We start from the raw sequence: 21,507 nt of genomic DNA, 5'->3' as shown, positions 1-21,507 counted from the left end.
CATTCACGTCCTCTCAAGTCAAACAGCCTGTTCGCGCGCGGCGCCGAAGGCCGGATCGCTGCGGCTCGGCAGCCCGTCCTCGAGATGGCCGCACAGGCGCCTGGAAAATACGGGGTCCCGGTCGACCGTGATCTCCAGGTCGTACCAGCCATGGCTGGCGGCGGTGGGCCAGGGCAGCGTGATCCGTTCGCCGGCCACGAGCGTGACCGCGGCTTCGCCCGCACCGTAGGCGCGGTCCCGGATGCGGAAGGCGCAGGCGCGGTCGAAGCCGTTTTCCAGCCGCAGCGCCAGTTCCTTGCGCGCCGGCGCAAGCTCCACGCCGGCTTCGGCGCGGCTGTCCGCGCCGCCACGGAACACGCGCAGGAAGCCGTTCGGCCCGTACACGCGCAGGTCGTATTGCCGGTCCTGGAATCCGCGCAGGGCCCACGCTTCGGTAAAGGCGTCCCCCGGCGGCAGCGTGTAGTACCAGGGGCCGCCGTTATGGCGCAGCGAATAGACGGTGAACACGGCGCCCGCCTTGCCGCTGTTGGCGAAGCGGATCCTGAAGCTGTCGCCCTCGCACACGCCATCGGCCGCCAGCCTGTAGGGCAGGGCGCGCGCCGGACGCGTGCCCTTGCCGTTGGCGGCGCCTTCCTGGGCCGGCAGGCTTTGCGCGAGCGGCAGCGGCACGGGCTTGCGGTTGCGGCAGAGCAGGTCGGCGCGGTCGAGCCAGGCACGGTGGCCGCTGGCGGACAGGCCACCCGGGGGGGCCGGATCCGGATTGGCGAAGTCGAACATCGACGTCAGGTCGCCGCAGACGGCGCGGCGCCACGCCGAGATGTTCGGCTCGGCGACGCCGAAGCGCCGCTCGAGGAAGCGCAGGATCGAGGTGTGGTCGAACACTTCGGAGCATACCCAGCCGCCGCGCGTCCACGGCGACACCACCAGCAGCGGCACGCGCGCGCCGAGTCCGAGCGGTTCGCCGCCGCTGATCTCGCCCGCGGTCGAGACGCCGCTATACCCTTCGCTGCGCGAGGCGGGCGGCACCGGCGGCGGCACGTGATCGAAGAAGCCCCCTTCCTCGTCGTAGCAGATGATCAGGGCCGTCCTGGCCCACACGGCCGGATTCGCGGTGAGCGCGTCCAGCACGCGCGCGACCAGCGACTCGCCGTAGCCGGGCGGATTGGTGTCGGGATGCTCGCAGAACTTCGTCGGCGACACGATCCACGACACGGCCGGCAGCTCGCCGCTTTGCGCGTCGCGGGCGATCCGGTCGACCAGCGCCTGGGCATCGGGCGGATTGGTGTTCAGGGGCAGGCCGGCGGCGTCGAGCGCGCCGGTCTCGCCCGCATAGGCGCGCGCGCGGCGGTAGCGCTCGCGCTGGGCCGGGTCGCTCAGGTCGAGATTGCGGAACTGCGGGAAGTAGGCCAGCGCGTTGCAGCCGTAGTTGTCGTATTCCTGGTAGACCTTCCAGCTGATATCGTGGGCCGAGAGGCGCTCGGCATAGGTGGTCCAGGTGTAGGGCGAGACCCAGCCGGCCTGGTCGCGCGCCATCGGCGACAGGTAGTTCAGGTCGTCCACGTTTTCCAGCGCATGGAAGCCGTCCTGGTTCACCGACAGGCCGTTGGTGCCAGTGAACAGGAACATCCGGTTCGGATTGGTGGGCCCGAACAGCGAGGCGTGGTAGGCATCGCCGATGGTGAAGGCGTCGGCCAGCGCGTAATAGAAGGGGATGTCCTGGCGGGTCAGGTAGCCCATCGAGCTGTGCTGCTTCTTGTGGACCCAGGCGTCGTGGAAGGCCCAGGTCCGCTGGCTGCCCTTCCAGGCATGCGGCAGGTCGGTCTCGACGCATTGCGCGCGGTTCTCGGCATCGCCGCCGCCGCGCAGGGCGAAGGGCAGCACATGGCCGTCGCCGTCGCTGGGCTGGTACCACACCGGTTTGCCGTTCCTCAGCGTGATCGGGCGCGGATCGCCGAAGCCGCGCACCCCGGCCAGCGTGCCGAAGTAGTGATCGAAGGAGCGGTTCTCCTGCATCAGGATGACCACGTGTTCGACGTCCGCGATGGTGCCGGTGACGCGCGCGGCCGGGATCGCGAGCGCGCGCGCGATGCTCGCGGGGAGGGCCGAACTGGCCAGCCCCGCGGCCGCCGCGGCCGCACTCGCGCGCAGGAAACGCCGCCGTGTACTTGACGTCATTGGTGTTTCAACGCGGGCGTGATGACGATGTTCCGGTAGCTGACCTGGCCGTCCTCGCTGCCCTGCAGGACCAGCGGCCCGTCCTCGCCCTCGCGGCTGTCGAGCGCGCCGCCGGTGATGCCCGGGATTTCTTGATGGTCGATCACGGTCTTGCCGTTCAAGCGGACGGTCACGTAGCGTCCGACCAGCGTCACGTCGTAGCTCTGCCACACGCCCGGCGTGCGCGGCGCGGCGGGCGTCGGGGCGAGGAAGCCGTAGATGCCGGCGGTGCGCATGTTCGGCGCCTCGGGCTGGCGGTCGTTCTCGATCTGCAGCTCGTAGCGCCCGCGCAGGTAGACCCCGCTGTTCGCGCCCGGTGCAGCGTTGAATTCCAGGTGCAGCTTGAAGTCGCCGAATGTGGCGATGCTGCGCAGGTCGGTGCCGCCTCCCGGGCTGACCAGGATGCCGCCGGCGACCCGCCACTGCTTGGCGGCGGCAGCGTCGAGCGGCGTCCAGGCGCCCAGGTCCTTGCCGTCGAACAGCCTGACCGGTGCGCCCCACCGAGGCTGCCTGGTTGCCGCCAGCTTTGGCGCGCGGGTCGCGCGCCAGGTCCAGGTGGCGCCGTCCGGCCCCGTGGTCGTGCCCTGCAGTTCCTCGCCGGCGCGCACGCCATCGAAGATCATGTCGCTGTCCGTGCGTCCTTCCTCTTCCTTCGGCGAGACGAAGCGCAAATGGCCATCGGCGATGGAGGCTTGCGGCAGCCAGCGCGCGTGGCCCCAGCGGCCCACCATGCGCACGCGCGGCTGGCCGTGCTCTTCGCGGACCTCGAGCCAGGAAGACCAGGCACGCTCGGGCGTCTGCAGGGTGACGTCCCAGCGGCCGAGGTAGTCCTGGAGCGGCGTGGCGGCGCACGCCGCAAGCGGCGCCATGGCCAGCAGCGCCAGCGCGCGTGGAATCGTCATGCCCATGAGGTTTCTCCCTTCCTGTAGGGCACGCAGCCCTTGTATTTGCCGGGAACCGGCCGGTAGCGCAGCACCCGCGTGCTGCCGGGCCTTGATGTAAAGAAGCCGAGCAGGGTCAGTTGCTTCATCAGGGTGAAGTAATGGGGAGCCGGCTGGCCCGCCTCCTTCGCCTGCCGGCGCGCCTGCAGGTCGACGTCGGTCAGCAGCGCCTGCCGCTGTGCCTTCGAGGCGTGCAGGAAACCGGCGCCGGTCTTCGCGCGCATCAGGCCATCGAGGGTCCCGATGCCTTGCTGCAGGATGCGCAGCTGCGCCGGGTCGTAGCAGGCCAGCGCGTAGCGCACGATGAAGGCGCCGACGGCGGCATCCTTCGCCCCGGGCGTGTCGGTACGCGGGAGGATGGTCTCGGCGATCTCGTCGAGCATGGCGCGGTCGCGTGCCGGGAACGACGGGCGCATAGCCGGCGCGGCCAGCGCCCCTTGTGCGCCCACCAGCGCGCAGCCGGTGGCGGCGGCGATCAGCTTGAGCAGTTCACGGCGCTGCATGGCGCATTCCTTTCACCGCGTGGTCGACGGCGCGCGCGGTCAGCGCCATGTAGAGGATCGACGGGCTCTGGTTGCCGGTGCTGGTCATGCAGGCGCCATCGGTCACGTACACGTTCGGACACAGGTGCAGCTGGTTGTGTTCGTTGAGCAGCGAAGTCTTCGGATCCCGGCCCATGCGCACGCCGCCCATTTCGTGGATGTCCAGCCCCGGCGCCTGGTGGTTGTCGGTGGCCTGGATGTTCCTGAAGCCCGCGGCTTCCATCATCCTGCGGCCTTCGGTGAGGAAGTCCTTCACCATCCGGTCGTCGTTGTCGTCGTAGCCGACCGAGGTGATCAGCAGCGGGATGCCCCACTGGTCGGTCTTGTCGGAGCTCAGGCGCACATGGTTGCTGGCCTTCGGGATCGTTTCGCCCTGCATGTACATATAGGCCGTCCATTTGCCGGGCTGGCTGACCGCTTTCTTGAATTCCGGGCCGACGCCCGGATCGATATCGCGATCGCCCCAGCCCTGGCGGCTGGCGCCGGAAAAGATCACGTAGCCGCCGACGAAATCGGTGTCCTGGCGGTGCACGTTGCGGAAGTTCGGGATGATGCATTCGGACGGCTTGCGCACTTCGTAGTACTGGTCTTCGAAGCCGTCGATCTCGCCGCTCATGCCGGCCCGGTAATTCTGGAAGGCGATGTACTTGCCGAGCAGGCCGTTGTCGTTACCGAGTCCGTTCGGGAAGCGTGCCGACTTCGAATTCAGCAGGATCAGGTTGGTGTTCAGGGCCGAGGCGTTGACGAAGATGATCTTCGCCTTGAACACGTGGGTTTCCCTGGTTTGCGCATCGATCACCTTGACGCCGCTGGCCCGGCCTGCCTTGTCGTCGTAGACGATCGAATGGACCACCGAGTGCGGCCGGATGGTGAGATTGCCGGTGCGGGCGGCCGCGGGCAGGGTGCTGCTGTTGGAGCTGAAATAGCCGCCGAACGGGCAGCCGCGCATGCACAGGTTGCGGTTCTGGCATTGCCCGCGGCCCTGCTCGAGGTGCACCGGCTGCGGTTCGGTCAGGTGCGCCCAGCGGCCGGGCACGTAATGGCGGCCAAATTTCTCGGCGATCACGCTGCGCAGGTGCTGCTCGACGCAATTGAGTTCATACGCCGGCAGGAATTCGCCGTCGGGCATGCTGGCTATGCCTTCCTTGCTGCCGCTGATGCCGACGAACTTCTCGACGTGGCTGTACCACGGCGCGATGTCGGCATAGGAGATCGGCCAGGCCATGCCGTAGCCGTCGCGCTCCGGCGCCGTGAAGTCGCTGTCGGCCCAGCGCCCGCAGGCCCGTCCCCAAGTCAGCGATTTGCCGCCGACCTGGTAGCCGCGGATCCATTCGAAGGGCTTCTCCTGGATGTAGGGATGGTCCGCATCCTTCACGAAGAAATGCGCGGTGGTGGCGTCGTACCCGGCGGCCTTCGAGATGAGCGGGTTGTCTTCCCGCTCCTTGCGGCTGATGTCGCCGCGCAGCTTGAAGTCCCAGGACGGGTTGCTCATGGTCGGATAGTCGGCGACATGCCTGACCTCGCGCCCACGTTCCAGCACCAGGGTCTTCATGCCCTTTTCGCACAGCTCCTTGGCCGCCCATCCGCCGCTGATGCCGCTGCCGATGACGATGGCGTCGTATTCCGTATTAATGTTCATGGCTGATCCTTGTCGAGAGCGGCAGGTCGCGCGAGGAGCGGCCGACGTACACGGTACGGCCATCGATCGCGTCAATCCACGACTGGTCGCGGTTCGACCAGTAGCGCAGGCGCTCGGGTGGAACGTGCAGCCGCACGCGGCGCTGTTCGCCGGCGGCGAGCGTGATCCGGTCGAAGGAGGCGAGGGCGCGTTCCGCAAACGCCGCGCCCGCGGGCGCCGGGCGCGGCGCGCCCAGGTACAGCTGGACCACTTCGTCACCGTCGCGCCGGCCGGTATTCTTCACCACCACGCTCGCATCGAGACCGCCATCGGCCGCGCGGGCGACCTTGAGCCCGGAATAGCGGAAGCTGGTGTACGACAGGCCGAAGCCGAACGGGAACAGCGGCGCGATGCGCTGGTGGTCGTACCAGCGGTAGCCGACGTAGATGCCTTCGCCGTAGACGGTCTTGCCGGCCACGCCCTTCGAGGAACGCTCGGGATGCGCCGGGTCGTTCGCCGGTCCGTCCGCAAGATGGCGCGGCCAGGTGATCGGCAGGCGGCCGGCCGGGTTGGCGCGGCCGGTCAGCAGGTTCGCGGCGGCCCAGCCGCCTTCGTCGCCGGTGTACCACATCTCGAGCACCGCGCGCACCTTGCCCAGCCAGGGCATGGCCACGGCCTGGCCGGTATTCAGGACCACCACCGTATTCGGATTGACCGCGGCCACCGCCTCGATCAGGCGGTCCTGCTCGCCCGGCAGGCCGAAGGCCGGGCGGTTGCGGCTCCATGCGAAGACCACTGCGGTCTTGGCGTGGCGCGCGGCGTCGACCGCGACGTCGAAGGCCGCCTTCTTCATTTGCGGCGTCACCCAGGCCAGGCGCACCTGCACCGGCGCGCCGCTGCTGTCGGCAGTCGCTTCGACTTCGATCCGGTGCGGGCCGGGACCCAGCCTGACGAGGCGGCGTACGTTGTCCAGCCCATCGGTGGTCGGCACCACGTTGTCGCGGTTGGCGAACACGATGTCGCCGTGGCCGCCCCACCAGCCCATATTGCCGACCTTGCGCCCGTCGATCGAAAACCTGCCGGTCGCGCCGAGCAGCTGCAGGTCGATGTCGTAGTCGCCCCCAAGCTCCACGTCGAGCGTGCCTTCCCATCTGGCGCTGGCGCCGGCCGGCAGCGCCTTACCCGAACGCAGCGTGTGGTCGATGTCGGTGGCCGCCGTGCGCGCGTTGCCCTCGATGCGGGCCAGGCCGCTGAAGGCCTGTTGCGGGATCGGCGCGCCGGTCATGTCGTCGGCCACGGCCAGGCGCAGCCCGGCGCCGGCGCCCATGCTGCGCAAGGCGTGCCAGGCGCCGACCTGGCGCTCGGCGCGGCCGAAGGATTGCTCTTCGCCGGCGACGATGGCGAAGGTCTGCTGGGCGCCGGGGCCGATCAGGGCCAGCGAATCGAGGTCCGCCGGCTTGAGCGGCAGCACGCCGTCGTTCTTGAGCAGGACCGCGCCGCGCTCGGCCAGGCGCTGGATGGCCTTGGCGTTGTCCTCGACCTCCTGGTCCTGGACGGCGTGGTTCGGCGCCCGGTCGAGCCAGCCGAAGGCCTCCATTTGCGCCAGCACGCGGCCGGCGGCGCGATCGAGGTCGGCGTCGGTGACGCTGCCCTTGGCGAAGGCCGCGGCCAGGTTCTTCGACACCCCGGCCGGCTCGGGCACCGGCTCGGCGGCGGGCGGGGCGGTGACGTACTGGTGTTCCTCGGGCACGCCGGCCGCCAGCGTTTCCAGCAAGTCCGCCTTGTCTTCCGCCGTCATGGCGGGCGCCGCGGTTTCCTTCGCGATGGCGAAGAAAGCCTCGGGGCCGATGCCCGGCTGCTCCATATCGAGGCCGCTGGTGATGAACTCGGCGCCATGGGTCGCACCCCAGTCCGAGGTGACGAAGCCGCGGAAGCCGGACTCCTTGCGCAGCACCTCGTTCAGGACCGACGCGTTGCCGCAGGCATGCAGGCCGTTGACCTTGTTGTACGAGCACATGATGGACGCCACGCCGGCCCGGGCGGCGTCGCGGAAGGGCGCCGCGTAGATCTCGCGCAGCGCCTGGCCGTCCACCTGCACGTCGGCCGCGCCCTCGTAGGCGATGAAGTGCTTGGCCTGGGCCATCACGTTCTGCGCCTGCGCGCCGCGCACGAAGCGTGCCCCCAGCGTTCCCGTCAGGACCGGATCTTCGCCGAAGGTGTTGTAGGCGCGCTCGAAGGTCGGATCGCGGTAGATGTTGAGGTAGGGCTGCAGGATCACGTCCACGCCCAGCGCGCGCGCGTCGCGCCCGATGATCGCGCCGGTCTGCTCCGCATCGGCGGGGCTGAAGGTCGCCGCCATCGAGAGGGTGGCGGGCATGCCGGTCGAGGCGTGGCGCACCAGCACGCCGGGCGGGCCGTCGGCAAAGCGCAGGTCGGGGATGCCCAGGCGCGGCACGCCGGCGGTCCAGCCGGCCTGGCCCAGGGTGGCCTGCGCCGGTTCCTGGGCGCCGCGGATGACGGCCATCTTGTCGGCGCGCGACATCTGCGACAGCAGCTTCTGGACGCGCGCGCTGGCGACGGGCGCAAGCGGTGCAGGCGGTGCAAGCGATGCAGGCGGCTCGGCGGCATGCAGGCCGGCGGCCAGCAGCAGTCCGGCGAGGACGGTCAGTTTCGGCAAGGTGCTCATGGCGGACGCTCAGCGGCGGTAGACGCGGACGTAGTCGACTTCCATCGTGGCCGGGAAGATCTTCTCGTCCACCGGGCCGCCCATCATGCCGCCGATGGCCAGGTTCAGGATCAGGTATTGCGGATCGCTGAACGGCCATTTGTGGTGGTCGCCGTCTTTCGGATTGGCGAACTGCAGGTAGTTCCTGTTGTCGACGCCGATGAGGATGCGGTCGGCGTCCCAGGTCAGCTGGTAGTTGTGGAAGGTGTCGCAGACCGTTTCGACGCGCGTCGGCGCGGTGATCTGGGTATTGTTCGGCCAGTTGAAGGCGCCCGTGTGCAGGCTGGCGAGCACTTCGCCCTTCTTCATGCCGCTGTGTTCCATGATGTCGATCTCGCCCTGTTCCGGCCAGCCCTCGCCGGTGCCGAGCATCCAGATCGCCGGCCAGGTGCCCGGGCCGCACGGCAGCTTGGCGCGCACCTCGACATAGCCGTAGGTGAATTCGAACTTCCCGCGCGTGTACAGGCGTCCCGAGGTATAGGCCTGGCCGCCGAAGTCGGCCGCGCCCGTGAGCTTTTCCTTGCGCGCCGTGATCAGCAGCTTGCCGTCCGCAACGCGCGTGTTTTCCAGCCGCCCCTTGGCGTAGTACTGCAGTTCTTCGTTGGCCCAGCCGGTCCTGTTCATGCTGACGTCGTAGTCCCACTTGCGCGGGTCGGGCAGGCCGGGCTTGTCGAATTCGTCGGCCCACACCAGCTTGTAGCCGGCCGGCTTGCCGCCCGGCGGCATGGGGGCGGCGGCCATGGACTGGCAGGCGGCCAGCGCGCAGAGGCCGGCGATGATGAGTCGGGTAGGGGTGTTCACTGGGTCTCCGTGTGCTGTTTCATGTCGATCTGGAATCGTTTCCATCTTTTTTGAAATATATCATCCCGACGCGGCAGTGGCGATGTTTTTTTGGCGCGGCCGGCCCGGGTAGTCCGGGCGCTATAAATGCAGTATGCTTTTACCAATATCTGAACCAGCAAGCGAAGGATGCCGTGGCAACTATCAAGGACGTAGCCCGCCTGGCGGGAGTGGGACTGGGCACCGCCTCGCGCGTCGTGAGCGGCAAGGGCTCGGTCTCGCCGGCCACGCTCGAGCGCGTGAAGAAGGCCATCGAGGAACTCGACTTCAGGCCCTCGCACGCGGCCCGTGCCCTGCTGTCGGGTTCTTCGCGCATGATCGGCGTGTATATCCCGATCCTGAAGGGCACCTTCTACACGCCGATCCTGCAGCTGATCGATACCGAGCTGCGCGCCGCCGGCCTGCACATGGTGGTCGCGTTCGGGACCGGTTCGGGCGATGCACGGCGCCAGGCCATCGAGGGCATCGAGTTCCTGATCGAGCGCGGCTGCGACGGCCTGCTGGCGATGAGCAACGACCTGAGCGACGAAGACATCGCGGCGCTGGGCCCGAAGCAGTCGCGCGTGGTGCTGCTGAACCACAGTTCCGAAGGCCTGTCCGGCCAGTGCTTCGCCCCCGACCACCGCGCCGGCGGGGTGCTGGCCGCGCGCACGCTGCTCGAACGCGGACACCGCGAGATCGCCGTGATCGCGGGGCCGGCGACCTCGCCCGACAACGTCGAGCGGATCGAGGGCTTCCTCGGCCAACTGGCGCAAGCCGGCATCGATACCGGCGCGCTGTGGATCGCGGCCAGCGACTTTTCGCCCGAAGGAGGGTGGGCCGCGGCGGCCGAGCTGGTGGCGTCGAAGCGGCGCTTCACCGCGCTGTTCTGCGCCAACGACGAAATGGCGGTGGGCGCGCTGTCGTATTTCCAGCAGGCCGGCATCGCCGTGCCGAGCCAGGTGTCGGTGCTCGGCTACGACGATACGCCGAGCGCGAAGTTCTCGGCGCCGCGTCTCACGACCGTGCATATTCCCTGGCGCGACGTGACCCTGAGCGGCCTGAACGCCTTGCTCAACCGCTGCTACGGCGGGACGCGCCCGGAAGCCCGGGACTTTCCGATCAGCCTGACCGAGCGTGCCTCGCTGGCCGACGCCCCGGTGGCGACGCGGCGCGCCGCCTGACGCCGAAAATTTCCTGAGGATGCGCACACGCGGCATTTCTTTGCTACACTTGGAAACCTTTCCATGCGTGGGCGCCAGCGCCACCGCGGCTTTGGCACGATCACGAACACATGACAATCAACATCCACGACAGCGCGCCGCCCGTCATCGCGCGCACCGATTTTGCGAGCGACTTCGTGTGGGGCTGCTCGACCTCGTCGTACCAGATCGAAGGCGGCGCGCAGCAGGGCGGGCGGGTCGCGTCGATCTGGGACCGCTTCTGCGAACGGCCCGGCGCGATCCGCGACGGCTCGAGCGGCGCGCGCGCCTGCGATCACTACCACCGCTGGCCGGAGGACCTCGACATCGGGCGCGACCTCGGCCTGAACGCCTACCGCTTCTCGGTGGCCTGGCCGCGCATCTTCAGCGGCAAAGGCAGCCGCCCCAATCCGGAAGGACTGGCGTTCTACTCGCGCCTGGTCGACGGCATGCTCGAACGCGGCCTGCAGCCATGGCTGACCCTATACCACTGGGACCTGCCGCAGTACCTGCAGGAGCAGGGCGGCTGGAACGAGCGCGCCACCGCGCACGCCTTCGCCGAATTCGCGCACGTCATGAGCGCCCACCTGGGCGACCGCGTCAAGCACTGGATCACCCACAACGAGCCGTGGTGCACCGCCATCCACGGCCATTTCGAAGGCATCCACGCGCCCGGCATCCGCGATTTCCGCACCGCGCTGCAGGTGTCGCACCACGTGCTGCTGTCGCACGGGCTGGCGCTGCCGGCGATCCGCGCCAACGTCGCCGATGCGCAGGCCGGCATCGCGCTCAGCCTGCATCCGCTGTCGCCCGCATCGGAGCGGCCGGAAGATGTCGCCGCCTGCGTGCGCCACGACGGCCTGCGCAACCGCTGGTTCCTCGATCCGCTGCACGGGCGCGGCTATCCGGCCGATATCCTCGAACGCTGCGCCGCCGATGCGCCGGTGGTGCTGGCGGGCGACCTCGAAGCGGTCGCCGCGCCGACCGATTTCCTCGGCCTGAACTACTATTTCCCCGAACTCATCGCGCACGCTCCCGGCGCCGCGCCGCTCGAGGCGCGCGTGGTGGCGCGCGAGGGCGTGGCGCGCACCGCGTTCGGCTGGGAAGTGTCGCCGGAAGGCCTGGGCACCCTGGTCCGCCGCATCGAGGCCGATTACGACCCGGCGCCGATCTACATCACCGAGAACGGCTCGACCTGGGACGATGTGGTCGGCGCGGACGGCGAGATCGACGACCGCGAGCGGCGCGATTACCTGATCCGCCACCTGGACGCGGTGCGCGACACCATCGCCCGGGGCAGCCGGGTCAAGGGCTACTTCGCCTGGAGCCTGCTCGATAACTTCGAATGGGCCGAGGGCTACACGCGCCGCTTCGGCCTGACCCATGTCGATTTCGAGACCCAGCAGCGGCGCCTGAAGGGCAGCGGAAAATGGTACCGCGCCTTCCTGAAGCAGGAACGCTGAGGCATGCCATCAACACCGTGGACAATCACCATGCATAAGAAAAACTATCTCATCGCGGCCGCCGCGCTGCTGGGCGCCGCATCCGCCGCCGCATCCGCTGCGCCTGCACCGCTGGCCGACTGGCCGCAGGTCCGCAGCGCGATCCGCCCCGACGCCGCGCTCGAAGCGAAGATCGCCAGGATCGTGGCCGGCATGACGCTGGCGCAGAAGGTCGGCCAGATGACCCAGGCCGAGATCAAGAGCGTGACGCCGGAGCAGGTGCGCCAGTACTACCTCGGTTCGGTGCTGAATGGCGGCGGCAGCTGGCCGGACAACGACAAGCACGCCAGCGCCGCCAGATGGGTCGCCCTGGCCGACGCCTATTACGAAGCATCGATGAGCACCGACATGGCGACGAAGGTGCCGGTCATCTGGGGCATCGATGCGATCCACGGCAACAGCAACGTGTTCGGCGCGACCCTGTTCCCCCACAATATCGGACTGGGCGCCGCCCACGACGCCAGGCTGGTCGGGCGCATCGGCGCCGCGGTCGGGCAGGCGGTGCGCGCGACCGGCATCGACTGGGTGTTCGCGCCGACCCTGGCGGTGGTGCGCGACGACCGCTGGGGCCGCACCTACGAAAGCTTTTCGGAGGAGCCGGCGCTGGTGAGCGCCTACGGCGACGCCTACGTGCGCGGCCTGCAGGGCAGCTTCCGTTCGGACGCCAGCGTGGTCGCCACCGCCAAGCACTTCATGGGCGATGGCGGCACCGAGGAAGGCAAGGACCAGGGCGTCACCAAAGCCAGCACCGCGCAGATGATCAACATCCACGGCGCCGGCTACTACAGCGCGCTGGGGGCCGGGGCGCAGACCGTGATGGCCTCGTTCAACAGCTGGTACGACGTCGAACACGGCGTCGACCATGGCAAGATGCACGGCTCGCGCGCGCTGCTGACGGACGTCCTCAAAACGAAGCTGGGCTTCGACGGCTTCGTCGTCTCCGACTGGAACGGCATCGGCCAGGTGCCCGGCTGCCGCAACGACAGCTGCGCGGCCGCGATCAACGCCGGCATCGACATGGTGATGGTGCCGGACGAGTGGAAGGCGTTCATCGCCAACACCATCAAGCAGGTCGAGCGCGGCGAGATCCCGATGGCGCGCATCGACGACGCCGTCACCCGCATTCTGCGCGTGAAGCTGCGCGCCGGCCTGAGGAAGCCGTCCGACAACCGCTACGCCGGCAAGCAGGACGCGCTGCAGGCGCGCGCGCTGGCGCGCCAGGCGGTACGGGAATCGCTGGTGCTGCTGAAGAACGACGGCGGCGCGCTGCCGCTCAGGCGCGGCAAGCGCATCCTGGTGGTCGGCAAGAGCGCCGACAGCATGCCGAACCAGACCGGCGGCTGGAGCCTGACCTGGCAGGGCACCGACAACGGCAACGCCGACTTCCCGAACGGCGACACGATCCTGGCCGGCATCGTCGCGCAGGCCGGCGCCGCCAACGTGCGTTACAGCCTCGATGGCGCCGGCGTCGACCTCGCCGCCTTCGACGCGGTGGTGGCGGTGATCGGCGAGACGCCGTATGCGGAAGGCGCCGGCGACATCGGCCCGTCCGGCACCCTGCGCCACAGCGGCCGCTATCCGGAAGACCTGGCCGTGCTCGAAAGGGTGGCGGGCAAGGGCAAGCCGGTGGTCACGGTGCTGGTGGCCGGGCGTCCGCTGTATGTCAACGACCTGATGAACCTGTCCGACAGTTTCGTGATGGCCTGGCTGCCGGGCACCGAGGGCAAGGGCGTGGCCGATGTGCTGTTCAGGGACCATGCGGAGTTCAGCGGCACGCTGTCGTTCTCGTGGCCGAAGTCGGCCTGCCAGACGCCGCTCAACCGGGGCGACAAGGACTATGCGCCGCTGTTCGCCACCGGTTATGGCCTGAAGTACGGACGCCCGTCGAAGGTCGGCAGGCTGGACGCGGCCTTCCCGGCCGGCGGCTGCGGCGTGACCACGTCCTGGCCGGTGTTCGACCAGGCCGACCGCGCCACCTGGCCGCTGTACCTCGTCAGCGGCGCGCAGCGCGAGGCGCTCGGCGCCGACCTGAACCGCGTGGTCCGGCTACCGGGCGTGAAGGCCGAGTCCAGCCAGGTCAACACCCAGCAGGACGGCAAGCTGGTGACCTGGAGCGGCCCCGCGCGCCTCGAAGCGCACGGCGACAGGGCGGCCGCGCTGCCGGCCTTCGCCGCCGCCGACGGCGCGCTGCAGTTCGATGCCATCGTCACGGCCGCGCCGGCCGGCGCCGTCACGCTGGCGGTGGCCGGCGGTCCGGTCGACGCCGGCGCGCTGTTTGCCGGCCTGGCGGGCAAGGGCAGGCAGACCGTCAAGATTCCGCTGGCCTGCTTCGTCGCGCGCGGCGCCGACCTGGCGCACATCGACACCCTGTTCAGCGTCGCCAGCACGGGCCCGTTCGCCGCCGCTTTCGCCAACATCCGGATCGTGGGTGGCGCGGCCAGGGACCAGGATGCGCAATCCTGCGCGGCGCTGAAGTGAACGAGGCGGGCGTGGCGTAGCGTCGGCGCCGCGCCACGCCCGCCCGCTTGCGTCCTTGCGTTTTTCCCTTTTCTGCAGCACCGTATGGCTGGTATCGCGGTCTCGTCGGCATGGAGGGAGCGGCAATGGCAACCCGGCAGAATATCGAACTGGTGAAACGGTTTTACGACGCGTACGTCAAGGGCGAAAAAGAGCGCTTGCTGTCGTACCTGGCGGACGACATCGAATGGGATATCCCGGAGATGAGCGGACTGGCGTTTTCCGGCAAGCGGCATGGGCGCGGCGAGGTCGTCGCATTCTTCGGCATGGTGGCCCAGGCGCAGCAATTGCGTTCGTTCGAAGCGCAGGAGTTTTTCGGCGATGCCGACCGCGTGGTCGTGCTGGGCCACCACCAGTGGACCGTCAAGTCCAACGGCGTGCCCTTCGACAGCGATTGGGTGCATGTCTTCACCATCAGGAACGGGCAAATTGCCGCATTCCGCCAGTCGATGGATACCCTCAAGGTGGTGCAGGCTCACCAGGCGCCAGCGGTACCGGGTGCGGGCGGCTGAGCTATCGATGCTCGGTCACGCCCACCTGCTGGCACATGTCCAGCACCGGGCAGGTCGAGCAGCGCGGCCGGGTTCCCGTGCAGATGTGTTTCCCGAACGGCACCAGCAGGCGATTGATGTCGATCCAGTAGCGCTCCGGCAGCTTCGCTTCCAGCGCCAGCAGGGTCTTCTCCGGCGTCGGCGCCTTCACGTAACCCCAGCGCCCGGTCACCCGGTGCACGTGGATGTCGACGCTGATGACGGGCGTGCCGCAGGCGACGCCGAGCACCAGGTTGGCGCACTTGGGGCCGACCCCGGCGAACGACAGCAGGACGTCGCGGTCGCCGGGAAGCGCGCCGCCGAATCGCTGTTCCACTTCCCGTGCGATGGCCAGGATCTGGTGCGCCTTGCGCTCATGGAAGGTGCAGGGACTGATCAGGGGATCCAGCTCTTCCCAGGTCAGGCGCGCAAGCTGCGCAGGCGTGCGCGCCCGGGCGAACAGCTTGCGCGACACCGGCAGCGTCACTTCGTCATAGGTGCGGATCGAGATGATGCAGGCCAGCAACTGCTCGAACACCGACGCATGGCCTTCCTCGGCCAGCTGGAACAGCGCCGCCTTGGGCCAGGGGGCGACCGCCTGCCCGATGCGTTCGAATGCCACGCCGACGTCGAATGGGTGCTTTTCCATGGCCAGAGGATAAGCTTTCCCGCGCCAGGCTTCCGTTCAATAGCGCACAGGATGGCGCGGCCGGCATCGCGCCGTTACAACCGCTTGCATTTGATACGGTTTCGCTCTTTCCGGAACAGCTTGCTCCCGTTACCCTGTATACATGTTTATGACAACAACACTTAAGGGGAATCTCATGAAAAACGTATCCGCACTCGGCGCCCGCCTGGCCCTGGCCGCCGCCTTCGCCGCTGCCGGCGCCGCGCCGCTGGCCGCCCAGGCCGCGCCGGACCACCACTCGCGCGCTTCCGCGCAGTGCCAGAACTGCGGCACCGTGGTCTCGACCCATACGTACAAACGCGCCGCAGAAAGTGGCTCTGGCCTGGGCGCCGGTGGCGGCGCCGTGGTCGGCGGCCTGCTGGGCAACCAGGTCGGCAGCGGCAATGGCCGCACGCTGGCCACCATCGCCGGCGCCGTCGGCGGCGCGTATGCCGGCAACCACATCGAACGCAACATGAAATCCGTGACCTACACCGACGTGCGCGTGAAGATGGCGAAAGGCGGCTACCGCACCATCACCGAGCAGGGCCAGCCGCGCTTCCGCAACGGCGAACACGTGCGCGTGCAGCAGGGCCACCTGATCCGCGACTGAGCCGCCACTACGTCCGCGGCCTGACCTTCCCGATCACCATCCCGCTGGCCGGCAGGGTCGGGATGCGGCGCAGGCTGATCGACAGGTCCTGCGGCGGCACCTCGTAGTCGATCTCGGTGGCGAACAGCTTCGCCGCCGATTTCAGCAGGTCGACCGTCGCCGATTCGCCGGGACAGCGGTGCCCGGCATAGTGGTCGCCGCCGCCCTGCGGCACCAGGTCGAAGCCGCTGCTCTCGAAGCGTTCGAAGCGCTCGGGACGGAACACCCCGGGATCGCCCCAGATCGCCGGATGCATGTCGGTGCCGTACAGGTCCAGCAGCACCCAGGTGCCTTTCTCGATGCGCATGCCATGCCAGTCGAAACCGTGCAATGCCCTCCCGCCGATCGCCGGCAGGAAGGGATAGTAGCGCCGCACCTCCTGGGCGAACATCGTCAACCAAGCGTCGTCGCCGGCGGCGATCCGTACCCGGCTGCCCGGATGCTCGTGGCGCGCCACTGCGCCAGCGCCAGCCCCACCAGGCGCTGGCGCTCCAGCGGTCCCAATAGGCCTTGCGCTTGCGGTGCGCTTCGCCGTCCAGCGCCATCACGCTGCCGGAGTCCTGCAGCAGCGCCATGGTGGTGGGCGGCAGCGCGTGCCGGCGCGTGAAGCGGCCGGGCTGGTAGAACATGCGCGCCGCGTCCTCGCCGCGCACGCACAGCGCCCTGCGCAGCATGAGGCGGGTGGTGAAGACGTCGCAGCCGAAGTGCTCGAAGCGGTCCGGCAGGAAGCGGTAGCCTTCGGACAGCAGGGCCAGGGTGTGGTCGAAGCCGCCGTCGGCGGGCACGGTCCGGGGCGGGGCCACGGGTTCTCCTTTCAATGCGGGGTCGGGATGTACAGCGGGTCCGGCGTGTCCTGCAGCGCGCGCGGCAGGAAGATGCTGACCGTGGTGCCCTGGCCGGGCACGCTCGACAGGCGGATATGGCCGCCGCTCTGCTTGACAAAGCCGTGCGCCATCGACAGCCCCAGGCCGGTGCCCTTGCCCTCCGGCTTGGTGGTGAAGAAAGGTTCGAAGGCGCGTTCCATCACCTCGGGCGGCATGCCGCTGCCGGTGTCGCCGACCGCGATCTTCACGTATTCGCCCGGCCGGATATGGGTGTCGGCCAGCGCGCTGCCCTCGTCGACGCGGACGTTCTCGAGGGAGATCGTGATGCGGCCCTGGTTGTCCATGGCGTCGCGCGCATTGATCACCAGGTTGAGCAGCACGTTCTCGAGCTGGTTCGGGTCGACCAGGGTGTTCCACGGTGCGGCGGGAATCGCGAATTCGATCGCGATCGCATCGCCGGCGGCGCGGTGCAGCAGGCTGTCCATGCGCTCGATCAGCTGCGCCAGGTTGACCACGCTGGGGTGCAGCGGCTGGCGGCGCGCGAAGGCCAGCAGCTGGGCGGCCAGCTTCTTGCCGCGTTCCACCGCGTCCAGGATGTTGAGCAGGCGCTTGCGGCTGCTTTCCTCGTTGCGCATCATGAGCTGCACGTTGGCGCTGATGATGTGCAGGATGTTGTTGAAGTCGTGCGCGACCCCGCCCGTGAGCTGGCCCACCGCTTCCAGCTTCTGCGAGCGCAGCAGCGCCGTGCGCGCTTCGGTCAGGCGCTGCTGGCGCTGGCGTTCGCGCTCCTCGGCTTCCTTGCGCGGCCGGATGTCGCGCACGAAGGCGATCGCGCCGTAGCCGCCGGCCGAGGGCAGGGCGGTGACCGCGATCTCGACCGGAAACGCGCGGCCGTGGCGGTCCGACAGCACCAGCTCGGTCGGTCCGGCCAGCAGCGCGCATTCGCCGCGCGCGGTGAAGGCCGCGAAATGGGCGCGCCAGCGTTCGCGCCATTCCGGCCCGGCGATCAGCTCGGCGGCTTCGCGCCCGAGCGCTTCCTCCTCGGTCCAGCCGAACAGCTTGCCGGCCTGGGCGTTCCAGTCGGTGACGCGGCCGTCCGGGCCGACCGCCAGGAAGGCGTCGTAGGCGTTCTGCAGGATCAGGCGGATGCGCTGGCGCTCGGCGTCGATGCGGTCGCGCGATTCGCGCAGCTCGAGCGTCATCCCGCTCGCCAGCTGCAGGGCGCGGCGGCGCTCGGTCGCCAGCAGCCATACCACCAGGCTGAGCAGCAGACCCAGGCCGACCCCGGTCACCGCGATGGCGACGGTCGGGCGCTTGTCGAGCGTGGCCTCGAGCTGCGGCGCGGAGCGGACCGACAGGGTCCAGGTGCGGCCGGCGGTGTCGATCGTCTCGCTGTGCGCGAACATCGCGCGCGCGCCGCTGCGCCGTGCGCCGGGCGAGCGGTACAGCAGGGCCGCGTCGTTCGCCTGGCGGCCGTCGTAGATCTCGACATCGAGGTCGCTCGCGTGCTCGCCGCCCAGGCCGCGCATCAGGTCGTTCATGCGGAACGGCGCGTAGACCCAGCCGGCGATGGCGGCGCGGCGCTCGTCCACCGTGGCGCGCGGCAGGCCGGCGCGGTAGACCGGCACGTACATCAGGAAGCCGGGCTGCACGCCGCGCGCGCCCTCCTGCACCAGCGTGACCCGGCCGGTGGCGGTGGCCTCGCCGGTGTCGCGCGCCGTCTCCATCGCCGCGCGCCGCACCTGCTCGCTGAACATGTCGTAGCCGAAGGCGCGCAGGTTGGCGCCGTTGAAGGGCTGGATGTGGGTGATCGAGGTATAGATGTCGCGCGGCCCGGGCGGCTTGACCTCGTAGTCGCGAAAGCCCGCGGCACGCATCGCGGCGACGTGGGCGTCGAGCCGGGACGGCGGGATGATCGCGGCGATGCCCAGCGCCTGGATGCCGGGAAAGCTCTCGTTCAGTTTCAGGACCGCGTAATAGTCGGCGAAGTCGCGCTGGCTGACTTCGACCGAGCCGCGCAGGTAACCGCGCGCACCCTGCAGCACCTGCTCGTAGACCGCCATGCGGCGCACCAGCACGGCGGACAGGTCGCGGGCGCGGTAATTGAAGCTGGCCTCGAGTTCGTTCTCGGCGGTGTGCTCGACATTGTCCGCCACCACATACGTGACGATCAGCGATGCCAGGAAAATCAGCGCAGCCAGCAGCAACGGCACGGAAGCCGGGCTGCGTGGCGGAGCGGGGGACGCGGAACGATCGGAAAGCGGCATGTAGGCTGTCGCGGCAAGGGCGTGGTCGTGGGCAAGAGCATACCCGTGCATGGTGTTAAAAGGCGCACAACAGTATCCGGATTGGCATGCTCCTGTTGCCCCGGCTACAATTGTGGCATCGATTCCCCCATGCCGATGCACGCCACCGAACCCACTCCGCCTGCCAGCCTGCTGCGCCGCCTGCAATGGTCGCTGGCGGCGCTGCTGTGCGCCGCGCTGCTGTGGGCCGCGCTGGCGCCGCTCCACTACCCGACGCGCGAACACCTGCTGGAGTTTCCGCACGGTGCGGCAGTGCTGCGCGGCCAGGCCGGTCCGACCCTGGTGCCCGCCGAAGTGCGCCTGACGCTGGGCGTGCGCGACGTGCTGCTGCTGAGAAACCGCGACCTGGCGCCGCACGTGTTCGGCCAGCTGCTCGTGCTGCCGGGGCATGCGGTGCGCCTGCCCTTCGAGCAGGCCGGCGACTATCCCTTCGCCTGCGACGTGGCGCCGGGGTCGAACGTGCTGGTGCGGGTGCTGCCCCAGCCCGATCCCGGCTGGGCCCGCCTGCGCTGGCGCCTGGCGGCCCTGTTCGACGCCATTCGCGACTTGCCGGTGCAGGGTCCTGACGATTGAATCGTGCTCCGTCCCGCGCGGCGAATCTGTCATCATGCGCGCATGGCCACGATCTCTTTACCGCTGTTCCCGCTCAGCACGGTCCTGTTCCCGGATGGCGTGTTGCCGCTGCAGATTTTCGAGGTGCGCTACCTCGACATGATCAGCCATTGCCTGACGGAAGATGCACCCTTTGGCGTCGTGCTGCTGACGCACGGGCAGGAGGTGCGCACGCCGGAGGGACTGGAACGTTTCGTGGAATCGGGTACGCTGGCTTCGGTGCACGACACCACCGCCTCGACGCCGGGCCTGCTGCAGGTGGTGTGCCGCGGCGGTTCGCGCTTCCAGGTGCTCGGGAGCGAGCGCCGCAGCAACGGCTTGTGGATGGCCGAGGCCGAACTGGTCGAGGATGACCACGCGGTGCGCATTCCCTCCGACCTGAAGGGCGCCGCCGACGCCCTCGACCGCGTGCTGTCCTCGCTGCACGACGTGCCGCAAAGCCGCTGGCCGGTGCAGCCGCCGTTCCGCCTCGACGACTGCGGCTGGGTCGCCAACCGTTGGTGCGAATTGCTGCCGCTGCCGAACCAGCAGAAGCAGAACATGCTGATGCTGGACAACCCCATGATCCGCCTCGAGCTGCTGCACGACGTACTCGACGAGCACGGGCTCATCACTTCCTGAGCCGGCGCTCGCCGATTCACTGCTTATTCCCTCACTTGTCGCTTATTTGCTGATTACTTGCCGGCGCTGGCGTTCGCCGAAGCATTGCCGCCGAGCGCCAGGCTGGCGCTGACGCCACCGTTGCCATTGCCGCCGGCGCTGCCGCCGGCGCTGCCGTTGCCGCTCGCGCTGCCGCTGCCCTGGGCCGCACCCGTGCGGGCGCCGTCCGCCGCACCGCGCGCCTGCTTGGCGCCCGAGAGCACGCCCTGGCGGGTCGCGTGGGCAGTGTTTTTGGCGTTCGCGCTGCTCGCCGCGCCGTAGCCGCGGGTCGCGGCAGCCTGCGTTTTCGCACCTTCACCGGCCGGCGTGGCCACGCCGCGCAGGGCCTGCGTCGAGGCGCTCCTGCCGGCGCCCAGTGCGCTGCCGCCCAGCGCAGCATCGCCGTTCTCGTCCATGCTGCCGTTGCCGCCGGCGATCAGCTTGCCGGTCGGGGCGGCCGGCTTCGTGGCGCCCGTCTGGGCAGCCGGCGCGGCGGGAGCGGCGGGAGCGGTGCCGGCGCCGGCGGTTGCCGAACGGGCGTGGGTCAGGGCGCCCGATGCGCTGCCGGACAGGGCGCCGGTGGCATCGCCGGCGATCGATTTGCCGGGCAGGCTGGCAGCGCCGGAGCCGCTGCCCGCACCCGTACCCTGGGCGGCCGCGCCGGCCGTCGCCGAACGGGCCTGCGCCAGGGTGCCGGAAGCGCTGCCGGACAGGGCGCCGGTAGCTTCTCCCGCGATCGATTTGCCAGCCTGGCTGGCGGCGCCGGATGCGCTGCCAGTGAGGGCGCCGGCGGCATCGCCGGAGACGCTCCTGCCGGCGGTGCTGACGGCGCCGTTGAGGGCCGACTGGCCGGAAGCGGAGCCGTCGACCGACGCGTTGCGGCGCAGCGCCTCGGTGTCGGCGGCGCGGGTGGCGCGGCGGGCTTCGGCCAGCGAGTCGACGCGGGTGACCGGCACGCCCATCGAGCCGAACTGGCCGGCGCCGCCGACCATGCCGCCCAGCGAACCGCCGAGGCGGCCGCCGCCGAGCAGCTGGGCGTGGGCCGAGGCGGTCAGGCCGAGGGCGGCGATCAGGGCGATGTGGCGGGCGATGGTCTTGGTCTTGGTGTTCATGTCGTTTCTCCTTGAGTTGGCGCGGACTGTCCGCCGCCGTTGTAAGGAAAACGATGCTGCTCAGCCGTTTATTCCATGGCTTCGA

17 protein-coding genes are annotated in these 21,507 nt (G+C 69.4%); 7 read left to right on the top strand and 10 right to left on the bottom strand.

Annotated features, from left to right (window positions below):
* Window positions 1-18: 18 nt before the first annotated feature.
* Genes AC3A6M_RS01935 through AC3A6M_RS01910 form a run of 6 tightly spaced genes read right to left on the bottom strand, consistent with a single transcriptional unit; the run spans window position 19 to window position 8,841 of the window.
* Window positions 19-2,175, bottom strand: coding sequence for a phosphocholine-specific phospholipase C (locus AC3A6M_RS01935; protein ID WP_487851069.1), 2,157 nt, complete (start codon window positions 2,173-2,175; stop codon window positions 19-21).
* Complete coding sequence (locus tag AC3A6M_RS01930) at window positions 2,172-3,116, bottom strand: 3-keto-disaccharide hydrolase (RefSeq protein WP_487851068.1); 945 nt, start codon at window positions 3,114-3,116, stop codon at window positions 2,172-2,174. The genes AC3A6M_RS01935 and AC3A6M_RS01930 overlap by 4 nt, the downstream gene beginning before the upstream one ends.
* On the bottom strand, window positions 3,113-3,658 hold the full coding sequence (locus AC3A6M_RS01925) for a gluconate 2-dehydrogenase subunit 3 family protein (protein WP_487851067.1): 546 nt from the start codon (window positions 3,656-3,658) through the stop codon (window positions 3,113-3,115). The genes AC3A6M_RS01930 and AC3A6M_RS01925 overlap by 4 nt, the downstream gene beginning before the upstream one ends.
* Complete coding sequence (locus tag AC3A6M_RS01920) at window positions 3,645-5,336, bottom strand: GMC oxidoreductase (protein WP_487851066.1); 1,692 nt, start codon at window positions 5,334-5,336, stop codon at window positions 3,645-3,647. Before AC3A6M_RS01920 ends, AC3A6M_RS01925 begins: the two co-directional genes overlap by 14 nt.
* Window positions 5,326-8,001 (bottom strand): beta-glucosidase, encoded by a 2,676-nt coding sequence (locus AC3A6M_RS01915; protein ID WP_487851065.1) that lies wholly within the window; start codon window positions 7,999-8,001, stop codon window positions 5,326-5,328. Before AC3A6M_RS01915 ends, AC3A6M_RS01920 begins: the two co-directional genes overlap by 11 nt.
* A 9-nt stretch (window positions 8,002-8,010) precedes the next feature.
* Window positions 8,011-8,841, bottom strand: coding sequence for a glycoside hydrolase family 16 protein (locus tag AC3A6M_RS01910; protein WP_487851064.1), 831 nt, complete (start codon window positions 8,839-8,841; stop codon window positions 8,011-8,013).
* 173 nt (window positions 8,842-9,014) lie between these two features.
* On the opposite strand from AC3A6M_RS01910, the gene AC3A6M_RS01905 reads away from it, so the two are divergent.
* From AC3A6M_RS01905 to AC3A6M_RS01890, 4 genes are all read left to right on the top strand, one after another.
* Window positions 9,015-10,043, top strand: coding sequence for a LacI family DNA-binding transcriptional regulator (locus AC3A6M_RS01905; protein WP_487851063.1), 1,029 nt, complete (start codon window positions 9,015-9,017; stop codon window positions 10,041-10,043).
* Between the two features lie 110 nt (window positions 10,044-10,153).
* Complete coding sequence (locus AC3A6M_RS01900; protein WP_487851062.1) at window positions 10,154-11,524, top strand: GH1 family beta-glucosidase; 1,371 nt, start codon at window positions 10,154-10,156, stop codon at window positions 11,522-11,524.
* A 30-nt stretch (window positions 11,525-11,554) separates the two neighbouring features.
* Window positions 11,555-14,041, top strand: a complete 2,487-nt coding sequence (locus tag AC3A6M_RS01895) for a glycoside hydrolase family 3 protein (RefSeq protein ID WP_487851061.1) — start codon at window positions 11,555-11,557, stop codon at window positions 14,039-14,041.
* Between the two features lie 125 nt (window positions 14,042-14,166).
* Window positions 14,167-14,592 (top strand): nuclear transport factor 2 family protein, encoded by a 426-nt coding sequence (locus AC3A6M_RS01890; RefSeq protein ID WP_487851060.1) that lies wholly within the window; start codon window positions 14,167-14,169, stop codon window positions 14,590-14,592.
* 1 nt (window position 14,593) lies between these two features.
* Here the strand turns inward: AC3A6M_RS01890 and AC3A6M_RS01885 are convergent, their stop codons facing one another.
* Complete coding sequence (locus tag AC3A6M_RS01885) at window positions 14,594-15,259, bottom strand: endonuclease III domain-containing protein (RefSeq protein WP_487851059.1); 666 nt, start codon at window positions 15,257-15,259, stop codon at window positions 14,594-14,596.
* Between the two features lie 175 nt (window positions 15,260-15,434).
* Here AC3A6M_RS01885 and AC3A6M_RS01880 point away from each other — a divergent pair, with 175 nt between their 5' ends.
* Entirely contained in the window at window positions 15,435-15,890 is a 456-nt protein-coding gene (locus AC3A6M_RS01880) for a glycine zipper 2TM domain-containing protein (RefSeq protein WP_487851058.1), read from the top strand.
* 7 nt (window positions 15,891-15,897) lie between these two features.
* On the opposite strand, the gene AC3A6M_RS01875 is transcribed toward AC3A6M_RS01880, so the two are convergent.
* Together AC3A6M_RS01875 and AC3A6M_RS01870 are read right to left on the bottom strand one after the other, a co-directional pair.
* Window positions 15,898-16,386, bottom strand: a complete 489-nt coding sequence (locus AC3A6M_RS01875) for a cytochrome P450 (RefSeq protein WP_487851057.1) — start codon at window positions 16,384-16,386, stop codon at window positions 15,898-15,900.
* A 357-nt stretch (window positions 16,387-16,743) separates the two neighbouring features.
* A complete protein-coding gene (locus AC3A6M_RS01870; protein WP_487851056.1) occupies window positions 16,744-19,020 on the bottom strand; it encodes a CHASE domain-containing protein in 2,277 nt (758 codons plus the stop codon).
* Window positions 19,021-19,149: 129 nt separating this feature from the next.
* On the opposite strand from AC3A6M_RS01870, the gene AC3A6M_RS01865 reads away from it, so the two are divergent.
* On the top strand, window positions 19,150-19,632 hold the full coding sequence (locus tag AC3A6M_RS01865) for a cupredoxin domain-containing protein (RefSeq protein WP_487851055.1): 483 nt from the start codon (window positions 19,150-19,152) through the stop codon (window positions 19,630-19,632).
* Window positions 19,633-19,674: 42 nt separating this feature from the next.
* Window positions 19,675-20,292: an LON peptidase substrate-binding domain-containing protein gene (locus AC3A6M_RS01860; RefSeq protein WP_487851054.1), complete on the top strand. Its 618-nt coding sequence runs from the start codon at window positions 19,675-19,677 to the stop codon at window positions 20,290-20,292.
* 53 nt (window positions 20,293-20,345) lie between these two features.
* On the opposite strand, the gene AC3A6M_RS01855 is transcribed toward AC3A6M_RS01860, so the two are convergent.
* The gene (locus tag AC3A6M_RS01855) at window positions 20,346-21,422 is read right to left on the bottom strand and encodes a hypothetical protein (protein ID WP_487851053.1); all 1,077 of its coding nucleotides are present in this window, start codon (window positions 21,420-21,422) and stop codon (window positions 20,346-20,348) included.
* Window positions 21,423-21,507: the final 85 nt, after the last annotated feature.

The organism is Telluria sp. Soil_C_11 (assembly GCF_057657395.1).
This window is presented reverse-complemented; position numbering and strand designations above follow the sequence as displayed.

Bases quoted from the DNA above. Each gene is read 5' to 3' on its own strand.
- AC3A6M_RS01925 (WP_487851067.1), bottom strand. From the start codon at position 3,658: ATGCAGCGCCGTGAACTGCTCAAGCTGATCGCCGCCGCCACCGGCTGC.
- AC3A6M_RS01935 (WP_487851069.1), bottom strand. From the start codon at position 2,175: ATGACGTCAAGTACACGGCGGCGTTTCCTGCGCGCGAGTGCGGCCGCG.
- AC3A6M_RS01915 (WP_487851065.1), bottom strand. From the start codon at position 8,001: ATGAGCACCTTGCCGAAACTGACCGTCCTCGCCGGACTGCTGCTGGCC.
- AC3A6M_RS01880 (WP_487851058.1), top strand. From the start codon at position 15,435: ATGAAAAACGTATCCGCACTCGGCGCCCGCCTGGCCCTGGCCGCCGCC.
- AC3A6M_RS01885 (WP_487851059.1), bottom strand. From the start codon at position 15,259: ATGGAAAAGCACCCATTCGACGTCGGCGTGGCATTCGAACGCATCGGG.
- AC3A6M_RS01870 (WP_487851056.1), bottom strand. From the start codon at position 19,020: ATGCCGCTTTCCGATCGTTCCGCGTCCCCCGCTCCGCCACGCAGCCCG.
- AC3A6M_RS01895 (WP_487851061.1), top strand. From the start codon at position 11,555: ATGCATAAGAAAAACTATCTCATCGCGGCCGCCGCGCTGCTGGGCGCC.
- AC3A6M_RS01920 (WP_487851066.1), bottom strand. From the start codon at position 5,336: ATGAACATTAATACGGAATACGACGCCATCGTCATCGGCAGCGGCATC.
- AC3A6M_RS01865 (WP_487851055.1), top strand. From the start codon at position 19,150: ATGCCGATGCACGCCACCGAACCCACTCCGCCTGCCAGCCTGCTGCGC.
- AC3A6M_RS01930 (WP_487851068.1), bottom strand. From the start codon at position 3,116: ATGACGATTCCACGCGCGCTGGCGCTGCTGGCCATGGCGCCGCTTGCG.
- AC3A6M_RS01890 (WP_487851060.1), top strand. From the start codon at position 14,167: ATGGCAACCCGGCAGAATATCGAACTGGTGAAACGGTTTTACGACGCG.
- AC3A6M_RS01855 (WP_487851053.1), bottom strand. From the start codon at position 21,422: ATGAACACCAAGACCAAGACCATCGCCCGCCACATCGCCCTGATCGCC.
- AC3A6M_RS01900 (WP_487851062.1), top strand. From the start codon at position 10,154: ATGACAATCAACATCCACGACAGCGCGCCGCCCGTCATCGCGCGCACC.
- AC3A6M_RS01860 (WP_487851054.1), top strand. From the start codon at position 19,675: ATGGCCACGATCTCTTTACCGCTGTTCCCGCTCAGCACGGTCCTGTTC.